This is a genomic window from Chlorobium ferrooxidans DSM 13031 (assembly GCF_000168715.1).
GTDB lineage: Bacteria > Bacteroidota > Chlorobiia > Chlorobiales > Chlorobiaceae > Chlorobium > Chlorobium ferrooxidans.
The window spans coordinates 76238-93474 of sequence record NZ_AASE01000002.1 but is presented as its reverse complement, the minus strand read 5'-3'; the positions used below and the strand labels follow the sequence as shown (position 1 = coordinate 93474).

General features: G+C 52.1%; 11 protein-coding genes. 3 read left to right on the top strand and 8 right to left on the bottom strand.

Features of this window, described 5'->3' with window-relative positions; all coding sequences use genetic code 11:
* Positions 1–164: 164 nt before the first annotated feature.
* From leuS to rsmI, 4 genes are all read right to left on the bottom strand, one after another.
* The gene (gene leuS, locus CFERDRAFT_RS01910; RefSeq protein WP_040432914.1) at positions 165–2594 is read right to left on the bottom strand and encodes a leucine--tRNA ligase; all 2430 of its coding nucleotides are present in this window, start codon (positions 2592–2594) and stop codon (positions 165–167) included.
* A gap of 135 nt (positions 2595–2729) precedes the next feature.
* On the bottom strand, positions 2730–4925 hold the full coding sequence (locus tag CFERDRAFT_RS01905) for a polyribonucleotide nucleotidyltransferase (protein ID WP_006365505.1): 2196 nt from the start codon (positions 4923–4925) through the stop codon (positions 2730–2732).
* A gap of 315 nt (positions 4926–5240) precedes the next feature.
* Positions 5241–6092, bottom strand: coding sequence for a pantoate--beta-alanine ligase (panC, locus tag CFERDRAFT_RS01900; RefSeq protein ID WP_006365504.1), 852 nt, complete (start codon positions 6090–6092; stop codon positions 5241–5243).
* Positions 6076–6810, bottom strand: a complete 735-nt coding sequence (gene rsmI, locus CFERDRAFT_RS01895) for a 16S rRNA (cytidine(1402)-2'-O)-methyltransferase (RefSeq protein WP_006365503.1) — start codon at positions 6808–6810, stop codon at positions 6076–6078. The genes panC and rsmI overlap by 17 nt, the downstream gene beginning before the upstream one ends.
* 135 nt (positions 6811–6945) lie before the next feature.
* Between rsmI and CFERDRAFT_RS01890 the strand changes: the two genes are divergently transcribed.
* Together CFERDRAFT_RS01890 and sppA are read left to right on the top strand one after the other, a co-directional pair.
* The gene (locus CFERDRAFT_RS01890; protein ID WP_006365502.1) at positions 6946–7929 is read left to right on the top strand and encodes an ABC transporter ATP-binding protein; all 984 of its coding nucleotides are present in this window, start codon (positions 6946–6948) and stop codon (positions 7927–7929) included.
* On the top strand, positions 7922–9730 hold the full coding sequence (gene sppA / locus CFERDRAFT_RS01885; protein ID WP_006365501.1) for a signal peptide peptidase SppA: 1809 nt from the start codon (positions 7922–7924) through the stop codon (positions 9728–9730). The genes CFERDRAFT_RS01890 and sppA overlap by 8 nt, the downstream gene beginning before the upstream one ends.
* 181 nt (positions 9731–9911) lie before the next feature.
* On the opposite strand, the gene CFERDRAFT_RS01880 is transcribed toward sppA, so the two are convergent.
* From CFERDRAFT_RS01880 to CFERDRAFT_RS01870, 3 genes are all read right to left on the bottom strand, one after another.
* Complete coding sequence (locus CFERDRAFT_RS01880; protein ID WP_006365500.1) at positions 9912–11219, bottom strand: DcaP family trimeric outer membrane transporter; 1308 nt, start codon at positions 11217–11219, stop codon at positions 9912–9914.
* A gap of 122 nt (positions 11220–11341) precedes the next feature.
* A complete protein-coding gene (locus CFERDRAFT_RS01875) occupies positions 11342–12892 on the bottom strand; it encodes a YifB family Mg chelatase-like AAA ATPase (protein ID WP_006365499.1) in 1551 nt (516 codons plus the stop codon).
* A 140-nt stretch (positions 12893–13032) separates the two neighbouring features.
* Positions 13033–15789 carry a phosphoenolpyruvate carboxylase gene (locus CFERDRAFT_RS01870; RefSeq protein ID WP_006365498.1) on the bottom strand — a complete coding sequence of 919 codons (2757 nt, stop codon included), beginning with the start codon at positions 15787–15789 and terminating at the stop codon, positions 13033–13035.
* Between the two features lie 229 nt (positions 15790–16018).
* Between CFERDRAFT_RS01870 and CFERDRAFT_RS01865 the strand changes: the two genes are divergently transcribed.
* Positions 16019–16669 (top strand): photosystem P840 reaction-center cytochrome c-551, encoded by a 651-nt coding sequence (locus CFERDRAFT_RS01865; RefSeq protein ID WP_006365497.1) that lies wholly within the window; start codon positions 16019–16021, stop codon positions 16667–16669.
* 79 nt (positions 16670–16748) lie between these two features.
* Here CFERDRAFT_RS01865 and queF read toward each other — a convergent pair whose 3' ends face one another.
* Positions 16749–17099: a preQ(1) synthase gene (gene queF, locus CFERDRAFT_RS01860; RefSeq protein ID WP_006365496.1), complete on the bottom strand. Its 351-nt coding sequence runs from the start codon at positions 17097–17099 to the stop codon at positions 16749–16751.
* Positions 17100–17237: the final 138 nt, after the last annotated feature.

Sequence of the window (17237 nt, the reverse complement as noted above, 5' to 3'; positions counted from 1 at the left end):
AAAAAGAAATATACCCCCGTTAAAGGTATGTCAGGAACATGGAAAATAACCGGTTAAAGCGGAGAATAAAAAGCCGTATGACGAGTTTTTCTATTTCACGCTGAATTCTACATAAAAATTTTCTTCCTGCCAATATCTCCTGGCAGTTCACTTTTTCCGCTCGCTTATTTCACTGCAAAATTGACCAGCTTGTCCGGGACTACAATTTCGCGGACAATACTCTTTCCCTCAAGAAATTTAATGACCGATTCAACCTTCAGAGCCTCTTCAAGGAGCAGCGCTTTCGGACTTTTTGCCGGAGCCTGGAAGGTGCCTCTCAGTTTTCCGTTGATCTGTACGGCAATAGTCAATACCGAATCTTCAACAAGCTCCGGACGATATGAAGGGAAGGGCGCCTTGCTGATGGAGCTGTTGTGACCGGCAGCTTCCCAGAGCTCTTCGGTAATGTGAGGAGCGTAAGGGGCAAGCAGGATGAGCAGGGTTTCCACAGCTTCGCGATTCCGGCATCCGGCCTTGTGCAGTTCGTTGACGAAGACCATCATTTCGGATATGGCGGTGTTGAACTTCAGGTTTTCGGTATCCTCGCCGACTTTCCTGATGGTTTTATGCATCTTCCTCAGCAGCTCTTCCGGCATCGGATCTTCTGACAGCTTTGCAGCAGGGCTCTCTTCATCCCGATCGGAATCGGAGTGGAAGAGTCGCCAGACTTTGGAGAGAAAACGGCTGATCCCTTCAATGCCGTTGGTGTTCCAGGGTTTTACCTGCTCAAGCGGCCCGAGAAACATCTCGTAGAGACGAACGGCATCGGCACCGTAGCGCTCAAGAACATGGTCTGCCGGGATGACATTGCCCCGTGATTTCGACATCTTCTCATTGTCTTCACCGAGTATCATACCCTGGTTGAAGAGTTTTCTGAAGGGCTCCCGGGTGCTTACAACACCAAGATCAAAGAGCACCTTGTGCCAGAATCGGGCGTAGAGGAGATGCAGTACAGCATGTTCCGCTCCTCCGATATAGAGATCGACATTCATCCAGTAGCGCTCCTTTTCCGGGTCGATCAGTGCATTGGTGTTTGCAGGATCAATGAAGCGCAGATAGTACCAGCAACTGCCGGCCCACTGGGGCATCGTATTGGTCTCACGCCGGAAAACGCCGAATTCATCGCTTCCAAGGAGCCACTCCGCAATATTGGCAAGGGGAGACTCTCCGGTTGATGAGGGGTGGTAGGCTTCAACTTCGGGAAGAACGAGTGGAAGTGTGGTTTCCGTACGAAGTGTTCCGTCTTCGTAGTGCTTGATCGGGATCGGTTCACCCCAGTATCGCTGGCGGCTGAATATCCAGTCGCGGAGTTTGTAGTTAACTTTTCGTGCACCAAGATTTTTCGATTCAAGCCATGAGGCCATGCATTCAAAAGCCTCCCTGAAGGGGAGCCCGTCGATTGATATTTCACTGTTTGACGAGTTGACCGGGATGCTGTTTTTCTCGTCAAATACCTTCTCCTCTACGTTATGAGGACTTTTGATTACCTCAATGATCGGGAGGTTGTACTGTTTGGCGAACTCCCAGTCCCGCTGGTCGTGTGCCGGAACCGACATGATCGCCCCGGTACCGTAGCTTGTCAGGACAAAGTCGGAGATCCAGACCGGAAGCGGCTCATTGGTTGCAGGGTTTATGGCATAGGAGCCGGTAAAGACACCGGTTTTCTCTTTCTGCAGGCCGGTGCGCTCGAGTTCAGTTTTCAGTTTTGCCTGCCGGATGTACTCTTTCACCGCAACAAGCTGCGGAGCGGTTGCAAGTTTTTCTGCAAGCGGATGCTCGGGAGAGATAACCAGATAGGTTGCGCCGAAAAGGGTATCAGGACGTGTGGTGTAGACCTTGAGTTTGCTTTTGTGGCAGCGGAGTTCAAAATCAATCTCGACACCTTCAGATCGTCCGATCCAGTTGCGCTGCATCTGTTTGACGTTTTCCGGCCAATCCACTTCATCGAGATCGGCGATCAGGCGTTCGGCGTACGCGGTGATTTTAAGCACCCACTGCCGCAGGGGACGACGGATAACGGTGTAGCCATCGGCAATTTTTTCTTCAACCTCTTCATTGGCAAGAACGGTTTTAAGCTCTTCACACCAGTTGACGTCAACTTCCGACATATAGGCAAGCCCCATCTCATAGAGCCGGAGAAAAATCCACTGTGTCCATTTGAAGTATCCCGGATCGGTTGTGTTTATCTCCCGGGACCAATCGTAGGAGAAGCCCATTGCCTGCAGGGTCTCCTTGAAGCTTCTGATATTCTGTTCGGTTGTTATTCTCGGGTGGGTGCCTGTTTTGATGGCAAACTGTTCTGCCGGAAGGCCGAAAGCATCCCATCCCATCGGGTGCAGTACATTGAAGCCGCAGCTCCTTTTGTAGCGGGCGGTTATATCCGAGGCGGTGTACCCTTCCAGATGGCCGACATGGAGTCCTGAGCCGCTGGGGTAGGGAAACATGTCGAGCACATAGTATTTCGGTTTATCGGCAGTTTCTGCGGTTTTAAAGCTCTCCTGCTGCTGCCAGTATGCCTGCCATTTCTTTTCTGTTTTTGAAAAATCGTACTTCATGGTGTTACGGATGAATGAGATCTCTGTCATACATAAACAGAGGTCAAGAAAGCGAACTCTCCCATAATTAAGAACGGGAGGGATAAAAAAAAGCAGTGCAGGTTTGGCTGCACTGCTTTTTCAGTGTTGTCATGTTCAGTCGTTTGCAGCGACAGGCTCCTGTACTGCTTCCGGTTCGTTCTCCACAGCTTTTATGGAGAGTGCAAATCGGGTTTTTCCGGTCCGGGGGTCTTTGCGGACATCGACCAGTTTTACCTTGATCTTGTCACCGATATTCAGGTGGTCGCTGACTTTATTGACCCGTTCGGTTGATGATATCTCCGAGATGTGGACCAGTCCGTCAGTTTTCGGCAGGAACTCAACAAAAGCGCCGAGCTCGTCACGGATGTCGCGCACCTTGCCGAGGTATACGGTGCCGACTTCCGGTTTGGCAAGCAGGGTTTTGATGGTGGCGAGCGCTGCGTTGGTGCCCTCCACGCTTGTGCAGGCAATGGTGACGGTTCCGTCATCATCAATGTTGATCTGTGCTCCGGTCTCTTCGGTGATGCTGCGGATGGTCTCTCCACCCTTGCCGATAATCATGCCGATCGATTCAACCGGTACCTTGATGGTGGTGAGGCGCGGTGCGAACTGGGCCAGCTCTTCGCGTGACTCAGGAATAGCTTCATCCATTTTGTCGAGAATGTGCAGCCGTCCTTTGCGTGCCTGCTCAAGCGCAGTTTCGAGAACATGGTAGTCAAGCCCGTCGATTTTGATGTCCATCTGGCAGGCCGTGATCCCATCCCTGGTGCCGGTTACCTTGAAATCCATGTCGCCGAGGTGATCTTCGTTACCGAGAATATCGGAGAGAACAGCATAGGCTGATCCTTCCTTGATCAGTCCCATGGCGATGCCGGATACCGGTTTTCTGATCGGAACGCCGCCGTCCATCAGGGCAAGTGTGCCGCCGCAGACCGATGCCATTGATGAAGAGCCGTTGGATTCAAGAATGTCCGAAACAATACGGATGGTATAGGGGAACTCCTGTTCGGTTGGGGCAACCATTTTAATGGCGCGCTCGGCAAGGTTTCCGTGGCCGATTTCGCGGCGCCCGGTGCTTCCGATTCTTCCGGTTTCGCCGACCGAGAAAGGAGGGAAGTTGTAGTGAAGCATAAACTTCTTGTCGGCGCTGTTTGTCAGGTTGTCCACTGACTGTGCATCTTTTTTGGTGCCGAGTGTTATGGTGACAAGCGCCTGGGTTTCGCCTCTGGTGAAGAGTGCTGAGCCGTGGGCTCTCGGAATGATGCCGAGTTCGATCGATATCGGGCGGACCTCTTCAAGGGTTCTTCCGTCAAGGCGTTTGGAGTCGTCAAGAATCATGTGACGCATCACCTTCTTTTCAACCGAGTGGATCTCCTCTTCAATGATATGCTCGTTCAGGCAGAGTGCTTTTGCCGGATCGGCCGCTATATCTTCACTGCTGATTGAGGATTTGAATTTCTCTACGATGGCCTGTATGGTTTCGCGGTAGATGTGTGCGGTCTGGTCGGCACGATCTTCCTTTCTGAGCGGAGTGTAGGCAAGCTCTTTCAGGCGGGTTTCGCATGTCGAGCGAACCGCTTCGGTAAGCTCGGCAGGAACCTGTACAGGCACAAAAGGACGGTCCGGTTTTCCGACTGCAGCGGCAATCTCATCCTGGAGTGTGCAGAGTCTCTTGATAGCATCGTGACCGAATTTGATGGCGTCAAGCATTTCGGCTTCTGAAATCTCCTGCATCTCACCCTCAAGCATGCAGATAGTGTCTTTAGTGCCGCCGATACAGATATCGAGGTCGCTCTCGGCCAGTTCGTTGACGTCCGGGTTGATGATGAACTTTCCGTTGATTCTGCCGACGCGGACTTCACTCATCGCGTTGCGGAAGGGAATATCAGAGACCATTATGGCGGCTGATGCGGCAATACCGCCGAGAACATCGCCGTCATTGATCTGGTCGGATGAGATGACCGTTATGATGATCTGTGTTTCGTAGAGGTAGCCGTCCGGAAAGAGGGGTCTGAGAGCCCGGTCGATAAGGCGTGCAGAGAGTACCTCTTTTTCGGAAGGGCGGGTTTCGCGTTTGAAAAAGCCACCCGGAAATTTGCCGGCAGCAGAATATTTCTCACGGTATTCAACCTGAAGGGGAAAGTAGTCCTGGTTTGGCGGAGGAGTTTTTTTGCTTGACACAACCGTTGCAAGCACCATGGTGTCGCCAAGGCGGACAACGGTTGCTCCGTCAGCCTGCTTGGCCATTTTACCGGTTTCGATAGAGAGTATCTTTCCCAGGCCGAGATCAATTTCTTTGTTGATAATCATGTAGATCGTGTGATAGTAGTGAAAAAAAATCTTTCGGGTAAGGCCCCGCTATAAATCTATTCCGCAATTCGATTGCTTCGTTGGCCGGTGCTCGAAATCCTCGTGTACTCCGTGTACATTCCGGTTTCTGCGCTCCGTCTGCCTCGCCCTCGAACCGCTCATCACGATTTATTGCGGGGCTTTGTAAATGTAAGCTGTTCATTCCCGGCCTTACCCAGTGCAGACTTAAGGGTTTTATCAGAAGGCTGTCAGTGAATACGTTTTTAAATATAGCACAAAAAAGTTGTTTCCGGTAACGTTCAAGCGTGCGCTCCACTACGCATGGATTCTCCCGTTATCGATCAGTCGGACGGTTCCTGCCCATGCGGCAATCAGCAGCCGGTACTCCTTTCCCTTCCCGGCGGTTTCCGCCGGTTCAAACCCTTCTTCATCAACAAATTCAACATAATCCGCACGAAAGCCGGGGGTTGAGGAGATCATCTCCCTGATCTCTCCGGCAATGGTATGCAGTTTTGTTTCACCCTCAGCAACCCGCTTTTCGGCATGAAGGATTCCTCTGTGGAGAATGGCCGCATCACGGCGTTCCTCACTTGTAAGGTAGATGTTTCTGGAGCTTACCGCCAGGCCGTTTTCCTCCCTGATGACGGGGGCTCCGACAATCTTGATGTCAAGATTGAGATCACCTGCCAGTGTTCGTATAATTGCGAGCTGCTGCGCATCTTTTTCACCGAAAACAGCGACATGCGGTTTGGTAATATGGAAGAGTTTGGTGACAACGGTAGCGACACCGTTGAAAAGGTCCGGTCTCTTCTCGCCCTCGAACCGTTTGGCGAGGGGGCCGCACTGAACCGTTGTTTGGAAGTTATCGGGGTAGATGGCTTCTGCTTGCGGTGCAAAGAGGTAGTCGACTCCAGCAGCTTTGGCAAGAGCGACATCCTTCTCGAAAGGCCTCGGATAGCGGTGAAGGTCTTCGTTCAGTCCGAACTGACGGGGGTTGACAAAAATGGTAAGAATGACTGTTCCCGCACACTCCTGTGCGAGTTTCACCAGACTCAGATGTCCTTCATGCAGTGCGCCCATGGTCATGACCACACCGACAAGCTGCCGGTTGAGGCGAAGCTTTTCGGCTATGAGCTGCATCTGGGCGGGTTCAGTAATGATCTGCATGGTGCTCTTCTGATTTGTTTGATTTGTTGTCTGCCGGGTGAACAATAACGACAAACTCCCCCCGTCTCTTTGCTTCGGTCAGGTGGAGGCGGATCTCTTCAATAGTTCCGGTGATATACTCTTCATGTATTTTTGTCATCTCGCGTCCGATAAAAATCCGGGCATCCGCCATGACCTTTTCAATCTCATCAAGCAGCTTCATGATTCTGAACGGGGACTCGTAGAGGACAATCGAAACATGGAGCCCGGCAAGCTGTTCAAGCCGGGTTTTACGCCCTTTTTTATGCGGAAGAAATCCGGCGAAAAAAAAGTTGTTGACCGGGAGCGGACATACAGACAGAGCGGCGGTTACAGCGCTCGGGCCGGGAATCGGAATGACCTTGAATCCTCTCTGGTGAAGGGCTTGCAGCATGGCGTATCCGGGGTCGCTGATCACGGGTGTGCCGGCATCGGTGGTAAGTGCTACATCAGTGCCCTCTTCAAGCAGGGCGATAATCTGCCCGATAGCCCGCGGCTCATTGTAGTTATGGTAACTGATGAGCTTTTTGCCTGAAATCTCAAGATTTTTAAGCAGAATTGAAGCCCTGCGAGTATCTTCACAGGCGATAGCGTCGCACTGCTGAAGTGTTTTAACCGCTCTCAGGGTAATATCTTCGAGATTTCCGAGAGGAGTTGCAACAACGTAAAGTGTTCCGCTATGTAGCTGTTCTGATGGCAAGTGTAGAGATGCTTGAAACGAAGGATTTTTATTGTTCTGATCGAGCCCTGCAATTAATAGATAGCGAGCTCACTGGTAGATTCACATTGCTTTTAGTATAATAATAAAAATACGATAAACAGCGTTCAGTCAAAGATGAAGCTTCCACGGCGGTTACTCTCGGTCAACGATCTGAGGGTGCAATTTTTTCAGAGTCAGAGCGGGGGATTTGGTAAACCCCTGCCGATCAAGGTGGTTAACGGGGTCTCTTTTGATGTTTTTGAGGGGGAGACACTCGGACTGGTCGGAGAGTCCGGCTGCGGTAAAACAACGCTTGGCCGGGCTCTGATCCGCCTTGGTCATGCCGCAGTATCGGGCAGGATCATGTTTGACGACCGGGAGATATCCTCGATCAGCAACCGTGAGTTCCGGACGCTGCGCAAGGAGATCCAGATGATCTTTCAGGATCCGTTCGGATCACTCAATCCCCGCTTGACCGTCGGGCAGATGCTTGGTGAGGTTCTCGCTGTCCATAATATTGCCCGCAAAGAGAGTGCCCGCAAAAGAATTGAGGAGCTGCTTGATGTTGTGGGTTTGCAGCGGGAGTATTTCAATCGCTATCCCCATGAGTTTTCAGGCGGGCAGCGTCAGCGGCTCGGCATTGCCCGGGCGCTTGCGGTTAATCCGAAATTCATTATCTGTGATGAGCCGGTCTCCGCGCTTGATGTTTCAATTCAGTCGCAGATCATCAATCTGCTTAAGGATCTTCAGCGGGAGCTGGGGCTGACCTATCTCTTCATTGCCCACGATCTCTCGGTTGTTGAATATATTTCCGACCGGGTTGCGGTCATGTATCTCGGCAAGATAGTTGAAATTGCCCGATCCGGCGAGCTCTATGCCAATCCGAAACACCCCTATACCCGGGCCCTCCTTTCGGCAATTCCCTCTCCGGATCTCGGCGGGAAAAAAGAGCGGATTATTCTGAAGGGTGATCTGCCCGGACCAATGCATATCCCTTCAGGATGCAGTTTTCATCCGCGTTGTCCCGTTGCCATGCCGGAGTGCCGGCAGAAGGAGCCGCTGCTTAAAGAGCTTGATAACAGTGATGGCCATCAGGTAAGTTGCCTCTTATATGAATAGTTCGCCAGAGAAAAATCGGGGATGCCGGCGTAAAAGCTGCCTTGTGCTCACTCTTGTGCCACTGCTGCTTATAGTCGTGCTGTTTTGTTTGTTCCGCTCTTCACATACACTGCCTGACCGTTTTGTGCTGAACCTTCAGCTTTCAGGTGATCTCAGCGAGATACAGGGTGAAAGCAGCACCCTTCCGTTTCTCTCTTCCAGGGAGCCGCTCTCACTGCAGGATCTGCTCTTTATTCTTGATCATGCCGCGGCTGATGAGCGTGTCAAAGAGCTGCTGCTTGAAATCGGAGGCTTGCACGCCTCCCCGGCAAAAATCAGTGAGTTGCGAAGCTCGATTGAAAAGGTGCGTTCAAGGGGTAAAAAAGTCACCGCTTTCCTGAGCTCTCCGGAGGACAGTGATTATCTGCTTGCTTCGGCATGCGACGCTATTGTAATGGAACGGGGAGGCTATCTGCTGCTTGACGGATTGAAAGCCGAAACGCTTTTTTATACCACACCGCTTGGAAAGATCGGTATCAGGTTTCAGGCAGCTCAGTGGAAGCAGTACAAGAGCGGTATCGAACCTTTTACAAGAACCGGGGCGAGCCGTGAGTATTTTGAACAGATTGGCGGGCTGCTTGATGAGGTCTATGATGATTACCTTGGTTATGCATCCCGGCGGCGCGGAATAAGCCGTGATTCACTTAGCGGGATTATTGACCGAATTGCCCTGATCTCCGATTCCAGGGCCAAAACTTTCGGACTGGTGGACTCCGCAGCTTCGAGCTGGGAGTTGAAGCGTGCCCTGAACAGAAAAATAACAGGCAAAGAGCCGACCGGAGAGAACGATGCCCTGGTCTCCGGTGGAGAGTATCGTTCTGCTGTTGATTGGCCGATGAAGGGGGAGGGTGATGAGCGTATTGCCCTGATAACCCTTTCCGGTCCGATTGTTCGCACTGCGGGTGAAAGCGCTCTCGGTATGGGAGAGGGTGTTGATGTGGAGAGCCTGAAGCACTCGCTTGATGCGGCCCTTGATGACAAAAAGGTCAAGGCTCTTGTACTGCGCATTGACAGCCCCGGCGGCGATGCGCTTGCATCGGCGGAGATGCTCCAGATGCTTGACTCTGCTGCCGTAAAAAAACCGCTTGTGGTCTCCATGTCGGGTGTGGCTGCTTCAGGCGGCTATATGGCAGCTCTTGCAGGGAAAACGGTTTTCGCTTCGCCGCTTACCATTACCGGTTCCATCGGTGTTTATGCGCTCAAGCCCGAGATCAGTGCTCTTGTTGCAAAAACAGGTCTTGGTCGTGATGTGGTGACCAGGGGGCGTCTGGCTGATGCCAATAGCCCGTTCAAACCGCTTGATAAGGAGGCCTATCAGAAATTTGTGGCAGCTTCAGGTGAGATCTATGATGATTTTATAGGAAAAGTTGCACGCTCAAGGAGGATGCCGCTGACGGCGGTTGACAGCGTTGCCGGGGGACGTGTCTGGAGCGGAACCAGGGCCCTGAAGGCGGGTCTGGTTGACCGTACAGGAGGTTTGTTTGATGCCATTCATGCAGCCCGGCTTCTTGCAAAGATGGATATGAGCAAAAACCCCCGGATCATTCTCTATCCCGAACAGAAGAGCTGGATCGAAATGCTCGTACAGGGAAACCGTGCAGGGCTCCCGGGCATGATCGGTGCGGCATTTAAAAAACAGCTCATGCAGGAGTTCCTTCCCGTCCGCCATCTCTCCTCAATTGCGGCGTTCTATGATAGGCTGATGCTTTCGGGCAGGGTGCATATGATGGCGATGATGCCCTCAGAGATTATTATTGAATGAAGAGCCTCACTATTACTTTGTTCCGCGATATGATTACTGCGTTGGGCGGTGCTCAAAATCCTCAAGTACTTCGTGTACATTCCGGTTTTTGCGCTCCGTCCGCCTTGTTCTCATATCGCTCACTACAAGTAATAGCGAGGCTTTTGCTGAAGTCCCTCCCTCCCCGACCAACACTCTTTCTCTAAAATTTGTAGGTCAGGGAGCTCTGTGCACGCAGGGCCTCGGCCGTGCCTGAGTTCAGATATCCGGTCCGCCACTCTGAAAGCTGAATGCCAAGAATAAGGTCCGGTGTGATTTTATTGATGATGTTGGCGAAAATGGTTCCGTTCACTTTTCTGCCCCCTGCGGCAAGGTCACTATCCCTGGGGTCGTCAATACCTCCGCCCATATTGATGGTGACAGATGGAGAGGGTGTGTACCTGACGGCGCCCCATCCTCCACAGGAACGGATCTCCCTCACTGTTGCGGTGTTGACCCCCTGACCGATACCGCCGAAATAGTCGTCAAGGTTGGTGCCAGTAAAGTATTCACCGGCCAGTGTCAGTTTCCGGCTTACCGGCATGGAGAGTTCAACACTGCATGACCATGAGTCAAGCGTTTGATGCGTTCCTGTTTTATCGGTGTCCCACTCCTCCTCTGCGTAGTGGCCCGAGAGCGCAACGGTTGCCGGCTGGTCAGCCACCAGAACCGGTCCCGACCAGGCGATGCGGCCCTGGATGGCCGGAATTGCTGCATCCTTTCCCGGATCGGTGTTCCATGTATCGGCAAGCGTGTTTGCCTCTCCGATCGTTCTTGCTGCGGCTGCGGTGAGTTCCACATGACCTTTTTCGCCGGCAGAAAATCCTTTGGTCAGCCGGAACTGTGGATGACGGGAGCCGATATTGCCGCCGCTCCACATCAGCGCGGGGTCATCCACAAATGGAATAAGCGATGAGTTGACATCCCACGTCTGGCCGGCAAGAATGCTGAAATCCGATGCCGGCCAGTATGCCTTCAGCCAGCCGTGACGGAGTCGGGGATTCTGGTTGTTTTCCGTTCCTCCGCCAAAAAAGTCCATTTCGATGTTGCCCGAGAGTTTTATGTCCTTCGTATCCGGACCGCTCAGGTTTATGCCGATTCGTGTTGCACCCGCAGTCATGTTCCACTCCCCGTCATTGTTGTTCAGATTCTCTGGACGAACCCACATGGCGGTGTTGCCGGGATTGATTTTTCCGGAATCGTATGCCCCGTCGAGGCGGGCAAATCCGTAGAGCTGCACCTTTGCTCCGGAAGCTGACGATACCGTAAGGGGGGTGCTGGTTACAGGTTTTTCTGACGTTGCAGCACTGCTCTTTACGAGAGCCTTCAGTTCGGCAAGCTCACGCTCAAGATGGTTGATGCGGGCCTCTATGGCAGTTGTACTCACTGAAGGTTCTGCGGCCAGGCCGGGTGCGGCGGAAAAAAGTATGCCGGCAAGCAGTGCATGCCGGAAAGTTCCCCTTGCGTTCATGATCATGCTCCCTGTTACTGAGATTAAGGATGTCAATTGGCTATTGAATTGAAGTGGTAATATAGAGAGCGGGGAGGCAATATTCAATTGAGGTTTATGGAGTTAACGAGTGTTTGATGGAATCAGAAGCTCCAGAAATCGCGGTCAAGGTTGCGGTACTGTATACCCTGTATGAGATGCTTCATCGCTATCTTCTCGGAGCCCTCAAGGTCGGCGATAGTGCGGCTTACCTTCAGAATACGGTCGTGAGCCCTTGCTGAAAGGTTGAGGCGGTTCATGGCATCCATGAGTTTTTGTGAACTTTCGGTGTCAAGACGGCAGAAGAGTTTGATCATTTTCGCATTCATCTGGGCATTGGTATAGATTTTTGGCGTTCCGTTGAACCGCTCAAGCTGGATCTTTCTTGCCTCAATGACCCGTTTGCGGATTGTTTGCGAGTTTTCGGCTGTCGATGTTGAAAAGAGCTCGGTGTTCTCAACTTTCGGGACATCAATGTGAATGTCAATACGGTCGAGCAGCGGCCCGGAAATTTTGGAGAGATATCGCTGGATCTGCGGAGGAGTTGCCGTCAGGTTTCCGTCACGGTCCTTAAGGGCGCCCGCCGGGCTCGGGTTCATGGCCGCAATAAGCATAAATCCTGCCGGATAGCGTGTCGTGATGGATATTCTTGAAACGGTCACCTCCCGGTCTTCAAGCGGCTGACGGAGTACTTCGAGGGCGTTACGGGTGAATTCAGGCAGTTCATCAAGAAAAAGAATGCCGTTATGAGCCAGGCTGACCTCTCCCGGTTTTGCATTTGAACCTCCGCCGATAAGCGCAATATTGCTTGTTGTATGGTGGGGACTGCGGAAAGGACGGGTGACCATGAGCGGTCGTTGCAGTTCCAGCAGGTTGGCTACCGAGTAGATTTTGGTGGTCTCAAGGGACTCTTCAAAGCTCAGTGGAGGGAGAATTCCCGGCAATCCCTTGGCCAGCATGGTTTTTCCACTCCCCGGAGGGCCGATCATGATGACGTTATGGCCTCCGGCTGCGGCAATTTCAAGCGCTTTTTTTGCCGCCCCCTGACCCTTGATATCGGCAAAATCAACCGGGTATTCCGGTTCCCGCTCAAAGAGCTCTGCGACATTTACGGTAACCGGAGCCTGTTCACTTCTGCCGTTTACAAGCTCAACGGTTTCGTTGAGGGTTTCCACACCGTAAACCTTGATGGTTGCATTTGATGCCGAGACGGCCACAGCGGCTTCGGCAGCATTGGCCTGCGGCACGATCAAGCGTTTAATCTTCTCTTTTCCGGCCATGATTGCAACCGGCAGAGCTCCGTTGATTCTGCGTACCGAGCCGTCAAGGGCAAGTTCACCGAGAATCAGTGTGTTTTCAAACCGGTGGCGTATGAGGTTGAGTGAGCCGAGCAGTCCGATGGCAATCGGAAGATCAAAGGCCGTTCCCTCTTTTTTTATATCGGCAGGGGCAAGATTGACCGTGATTTTTTTCGGAGGTATATCAAAGCCTGAATTTCTGATTGCGGTGAGAATCCGCTCCCGGCTCTCGCGGATGGCATTGTCCGGCAGTCCCACGACCGTAAACGAGGGAATACCTCCGGTAACATTGGTTTCGACCGCCACTTGCATGGCGTCAATGCCGATCAGGGCTGCCGCATTAAGGGTTGAGAGCATCAGAGTCGGTTGTTGAGAATTACGAGTATTGCTATATTTGCGTAATAATAGGCAAAATTAGCAGTAATTCAACGTTATTTCGAGGTATCGGACAGATCAGACGGATCAGTCGGATCGGACGGATCTGCCCGATCTCACCATTACCCTGTTGTTCTCAGACCTCCCGAAATTGCATTCACGGTCAGAAGGAGCTCGGGGAGCATGCTCTCCGCCTCCTCCTGCTTTCCCGAGTTCTTCAGCTCTCTCCATTGCCGGAGCAGAGTGATCTGCTGACGGTGGAGTATATCAAGTCCTTCACGGCGCAGGGAGATAAAGCGGTTTACATTGATTCGCTGTGTTTCGAGCTGAGCGGTATAGAGCAGGTCGATATAGGTTTTTGTCCGGTGGTACTCCGCTTCGATCATGCCGAGAAACCTCTCCCTGACGCTGCGATCGCTGACCATTAAGGCATACTGGCGCATGATCTGCAGGTCAGCCGAGGCAATGCTCGTGTCGGCATTGCTGATGATGTAGCGCAGAGGAGGCCAGGCATGGCTGCGCTGACGGATCTCTTCAAACGCCTCAGGATTGCTTTCGTGAAGGTATTCAAGCGCACTGCCGACTCCGTACCAGCCGGAGAGCGAGAAGCGGGCCTGGTTCCAGCTGAAGACCCAGGGGATTGCCCGAAGGTCTTCAAGGCTGTTTTTACCGCTTCTTCTTGAGGGGCGCGAACCGATTCTGCTTGATTCAATGATGTCGATAGGTGTGGCCTGGCGGAAAAACGTGAGAAATCCCTTTGTTTCGATCAGCTCCCGGTATGCCTGGTAGCTTTTTTCCGACAGCAGGTCCATCATCGGCTCAAGCGGATGCGCCCGATGTTCGCTCTGCTGCTGCTTTCCAAGTGCTCCGGCAACGCCGGCCATGAAGAGTTCGAGATTGTAGACTGCGCTGATGCGATTGGCATATTTCTGTGCAATGGTTTCACCCTGTTCGGTAAAGCACATACCGGTTTTGAACGACCCGTAGGGCTGAGCCTTGATGAAGCGGTGTGTCGGGCCTGCTCCACGGCTGATGCTTCCGCCTCTGCCATGAAAAAAAAGAATATCCGTTCCGCTCTCTTTTCCTGCAGCAATCAGAGTCTCCTGGGCACGGTAGAGTGTCCATGTACTGGTAAAAATACCTCCGTCCTTGTTGCTGTCGCTGTAACCGATCATTGCCTGCTGGATTTTGCGCGGTTTTCCTGCCGCCTCTCTCCGGTATTCGAGGCTTCTTCGGGTGACCGGATGGTGGAGAAATTCAGAGAGAATCGCCGGACTTTTCCGGAGATCTTCAATGGTCTCAAAGAGCGGCACAACGGGGAGTATGCATGCGTCTCCATCTCCGGTCGGTGTCATCAGGCCGACTTCCCGGGCAAACAGATAGACGATAAGCAGGTCGGAGACATTTCTGGTCATACTGACGATGAGCGATCCGAGACCGTCGGTGCCATAGCTCTTATTGTGCTTCAGCAGCACCCGGTAACAGGCGAGTACCGCTTCAGCTTCGGCTCCTGCACTCATATCCGGATGGGTGAAAGGCCGGGGAGATTGCAGTTCAAGATCAAGAAATACTCTTCTGGCCGTTTCATCCCATTCAAGAAACCCGCTGCCGTCAAGGCCTGCAGCCGTCATGAGCTGCGAAAGGGCAAGCTCGTGAATGTGGCTGTTCTGGCGTATATCGAGTGTGCCGAGATGAAAACCGAAAGTCTGAACAATCCTGTAGACCGGTGCAACCTCCATGTCGGCCAGATGCTGTGCTCCTACAGCAATCAGGGAGTGGCGCAGGAGAGAGAGATCTTCGAGGAGTTCAACCGAAGCGTTATAGCCGCAATGATTACACGCTGCCGGGATCTCCGCATCAGGCGGAAGTGCGGCTATGAGCAGGTTGAGAAACTGGCGCCATGGCTCATGACGGTTTTTACGGAGTGCATCACTGCCTTTCTCGGCGAGCTTTTTCTTGAGTGTCTCTATGCGCAGCACCAGTGGTTTTCCGGGAGTCTGGAGCCGGTCGGAGAGGCTCAGTTTGGATGCAAGTTCATAGAGATGGTGCCTGACAAGTTTCAGGGCGCTCCGGCGCATTTCAGCAAGGGTCTCTTCAGTAACTTCCGCCGTAACGAGCGGATGGCCGTCCCGGTCACCGCCTACCCAGCTTCCGAAGTTAAGGCGGGGGAGTGAGCGGGGATCGGAGAGATGAGCGGGATCAAATCCGGTTTCCCGCCACGCCTGCTGGAGTCGCTTGTCAAGCATGGGGAGGGCTTCCGGGAATATATTGTAGAGGTAGTGAATAACATTGCGCCGTTCATCGTCAATCCCCGGCTTTTCGTAGAGAAGCTCTCCCGTTCTCCAGAGTCTTTCGAGCACGCTTTTGATCTCACTTTTTATCTCAAGCTGTTCAAGCGGAGTCCACATCTGGTTTTCACGTTTGACCAGAAGCAGATAGAGCTGACGATGCTGTTCGAGCACCGTCTTTCGTTTGGCTTCAGTCGGGTGCGCTGTCAGTACGGTGTTAATGACCACTTCCGGCAGCAGGCTGCAGATCTCCTCCACAGGGATTTCGCGTTCACGAAACCGCAGCAGTGTTCTGCCCCAGAGTCCGGTGAGATGGGATAATCCCTTGTCGGCTTCCAGTGCCCGCCGGTTCTGGGCTGAGGAGTTCTCCTCGGCCATATTGAGAAGCTGGAAAACAATGGAGAAGGCCTGCAGGGCCCGCTCCGTGTCGGGATAGTGTTCAAGGGGGAGGCTTGCACCCTGCCAGGGGAGGTGGTCGGCAAGTTTTTTCTCTCCGAGATCGCACAGCACCTCCTGAAAGCAGTGGAGCAGAAAGGTGAAATCGCGTTCGGCCTTCTCGAAATCTATGACGTTGCTGGTAGTGGTGAGCATTACGGTGAGGCGGTTCCCGGGTTGATTACGGTAATTTTTTGATTTTTGCAGTATTCGAAAAAATCAACTCAGTTACAAATGATGTTTCCCTGCTTTTGTCAATTACGACGAACGGGCAGGCGTAATACAAAAGCTTTTTAAGGTTTCTGTTTGTCGTCTTTACTATTTATGCTTATCTTGACTCTATAATTTTTGGGGTAAGCCACTAACACCTAACTCATTACCTGACATGGACAACAAATCAAATGGTAAGCTTGCAGCCCTGGCAGTAGGGGGAGCTGTCTTAATGGGGGCTTTGCTTTTCGGGTTGTCTTTTTTAACCGGCTACAAGCTCCCGGCAGACAATCTCTCTCCAATACTGACTCCCTTGCGCTCCTTTGCGGGATGGTTTGCACTGATCTTGTTTGCCTCGCTGACCATCATGGGGCTTGGCAAGATGTCCTCAAGAATCAGCGCCAAGTGGTTTCTGAGTTTTCCCCTTACCATCATTGCCATTGTTGCCCTGATGTTTGCCTCACTTTGGCTGAGGCCTTCCGGTATTCTGATGTCGGGTACCGGGCGTACAACCCTGCTTGACGGTTCATCCATCCGTTCGGTTACAGAACTGAAAGCCTACTTGGAAAAACCGGTACTCTCTCCCAATGTTCCCCTTGCACCCGCAGGATTTGATTTTGTTGCTGCAAAGGCTCTCTGGACTGCCAAGTGCAACATCTGTCACTCGCAGGTTTCCACCATGGATGCATTGAAGAGCAAGTACAAAAAGACCGGCAAGATTGATGTGGTTGTCAATCGTATGGTAGCTGCTGCTGGCGGTATGATTACTCCTGAAGATGCCACAAAAATCATGCAGTTTCTGAACGAGGGGCTTGATAAATACTGATCGAAAGAAGTCCGATAGTTACATAAAGTATAAAAAAAGCCTCAGAGTGCTCCTCTGAGGCTTTTTTTATGTCCGGTGTTCATCGCGCGGCACTGTAGCTGACGCTGACGGTTTCGGTTATTCCTCCCCTTGCTTTCCATTCGGTTGTGACAGAGAGCGTTCGTGGCTGCATAACGCTGACCAGATCGTCGAGAATTCTGTTGGTGACGTTTTCGTAAAAGATTCCGGCGTTGCGGAATTCAAGGTAATAGTATTTCAGCGATTTCAGTTCAACACAGCTTTTATCGGGAACGTAGCGGACCGTAATGGTGCCAAAGTCCGGAAGTCCGGTTTTCGGGCAGACCGAGGTGAACTCCGGATTGACGATTTCAATGGTGTAATCCCGGTCCGGGTAGGTGTTGCTGAAAATTTCAAGGATCTCTTTTTTCATCTGGTGTGCGGTTTGGTGACGTTATATTGTTTTGTTCCGGCTGTTTGATGCAAAATAGAAATCCGGTTCTATTTTTCGGTAAATTCCGTTGATTTTTTATGGATCGGAAACCGGGGAGCTCTATCCCTGCCGGCAACC

What these genes read in the sequence shown, in the direction of transcription:
- leuS (WP_040432914.1), bottom strand. Translation starts at nt 2,594, where the DNA reads ATGAAGTACGATTTTTCAAAAACAGAAAAGAAATGGCAGGCATACTGG.
- CFERDRAFT_RS01905 (WP_006365505.1), bottom strand. Translation starts at nt 4,925, where the DNA reads ATGATTATCAACAAAGAAATTGATCTCGGCCTGGGAAAGATACTCTCT.
- panC (WP_006365504.1), bottom strand. Translation starts at nt 6,092, where the DNA reads ATGCAGATCATTACTGAACCCGCCCAGATGCAGCTCATAGCCGAAAAG.
- CFERDRAFT_RS01890 (WP_006365502.1), top strand. Translation starts at nt 6,946, where the DNA reads ATGAAGCTTCCACGGCGGTTACTCTCGGTCAACGATCTGAGGGTGCAA.
- sppA (WP_006365501.1), top strand. Translation starts at nt 7,922, where the DNA reads ATGAATAGTTCGCCAGAGAAAAATCGGGGATGCCGGCGTAAAAGCTGC.
- CFERDRAFT_RS01880 (WP_006365500.1), bottom strand. Translation starts at nt 11,219, where the DNA reads ATGAACGCAAGGGGAACTTTCCGGCATGCACTGCTTGCCGGCATACTT.
- CFERDRAFT_RS01875 (WP_006365499.1), bottom strand. Translation starts at nt 12,892, where the DNA reads ATGCTCTCAACCCTTAATGCGGCAGCCCTGATCGGCATTGACGCCATG.
- CFERDRAFT_RS01870 (WP_006365498.1), bottom strand. Translation starts at nt 15,789, where the DNA reads ATGCTCACCACTACCAGCAACGTCATAGATTTCGAGAAGGCCGAACGC.
- CFERDRAFT_RS01865 (WP_006365497.1), top strand. Translation starts at nt 16,019, where the DNA reads ATGGACAACAAATCAAATGGTAAGCTTGCAGCCCTGGCAGTAGGGGGA.
- queF (WP_006365496.1), bottom strand. Translation starts at nt 17,099, where the DNA reads ATGAAAAAAGAGATCCTTGAAATTTTCAGCAACACCTACCCGGACCGG.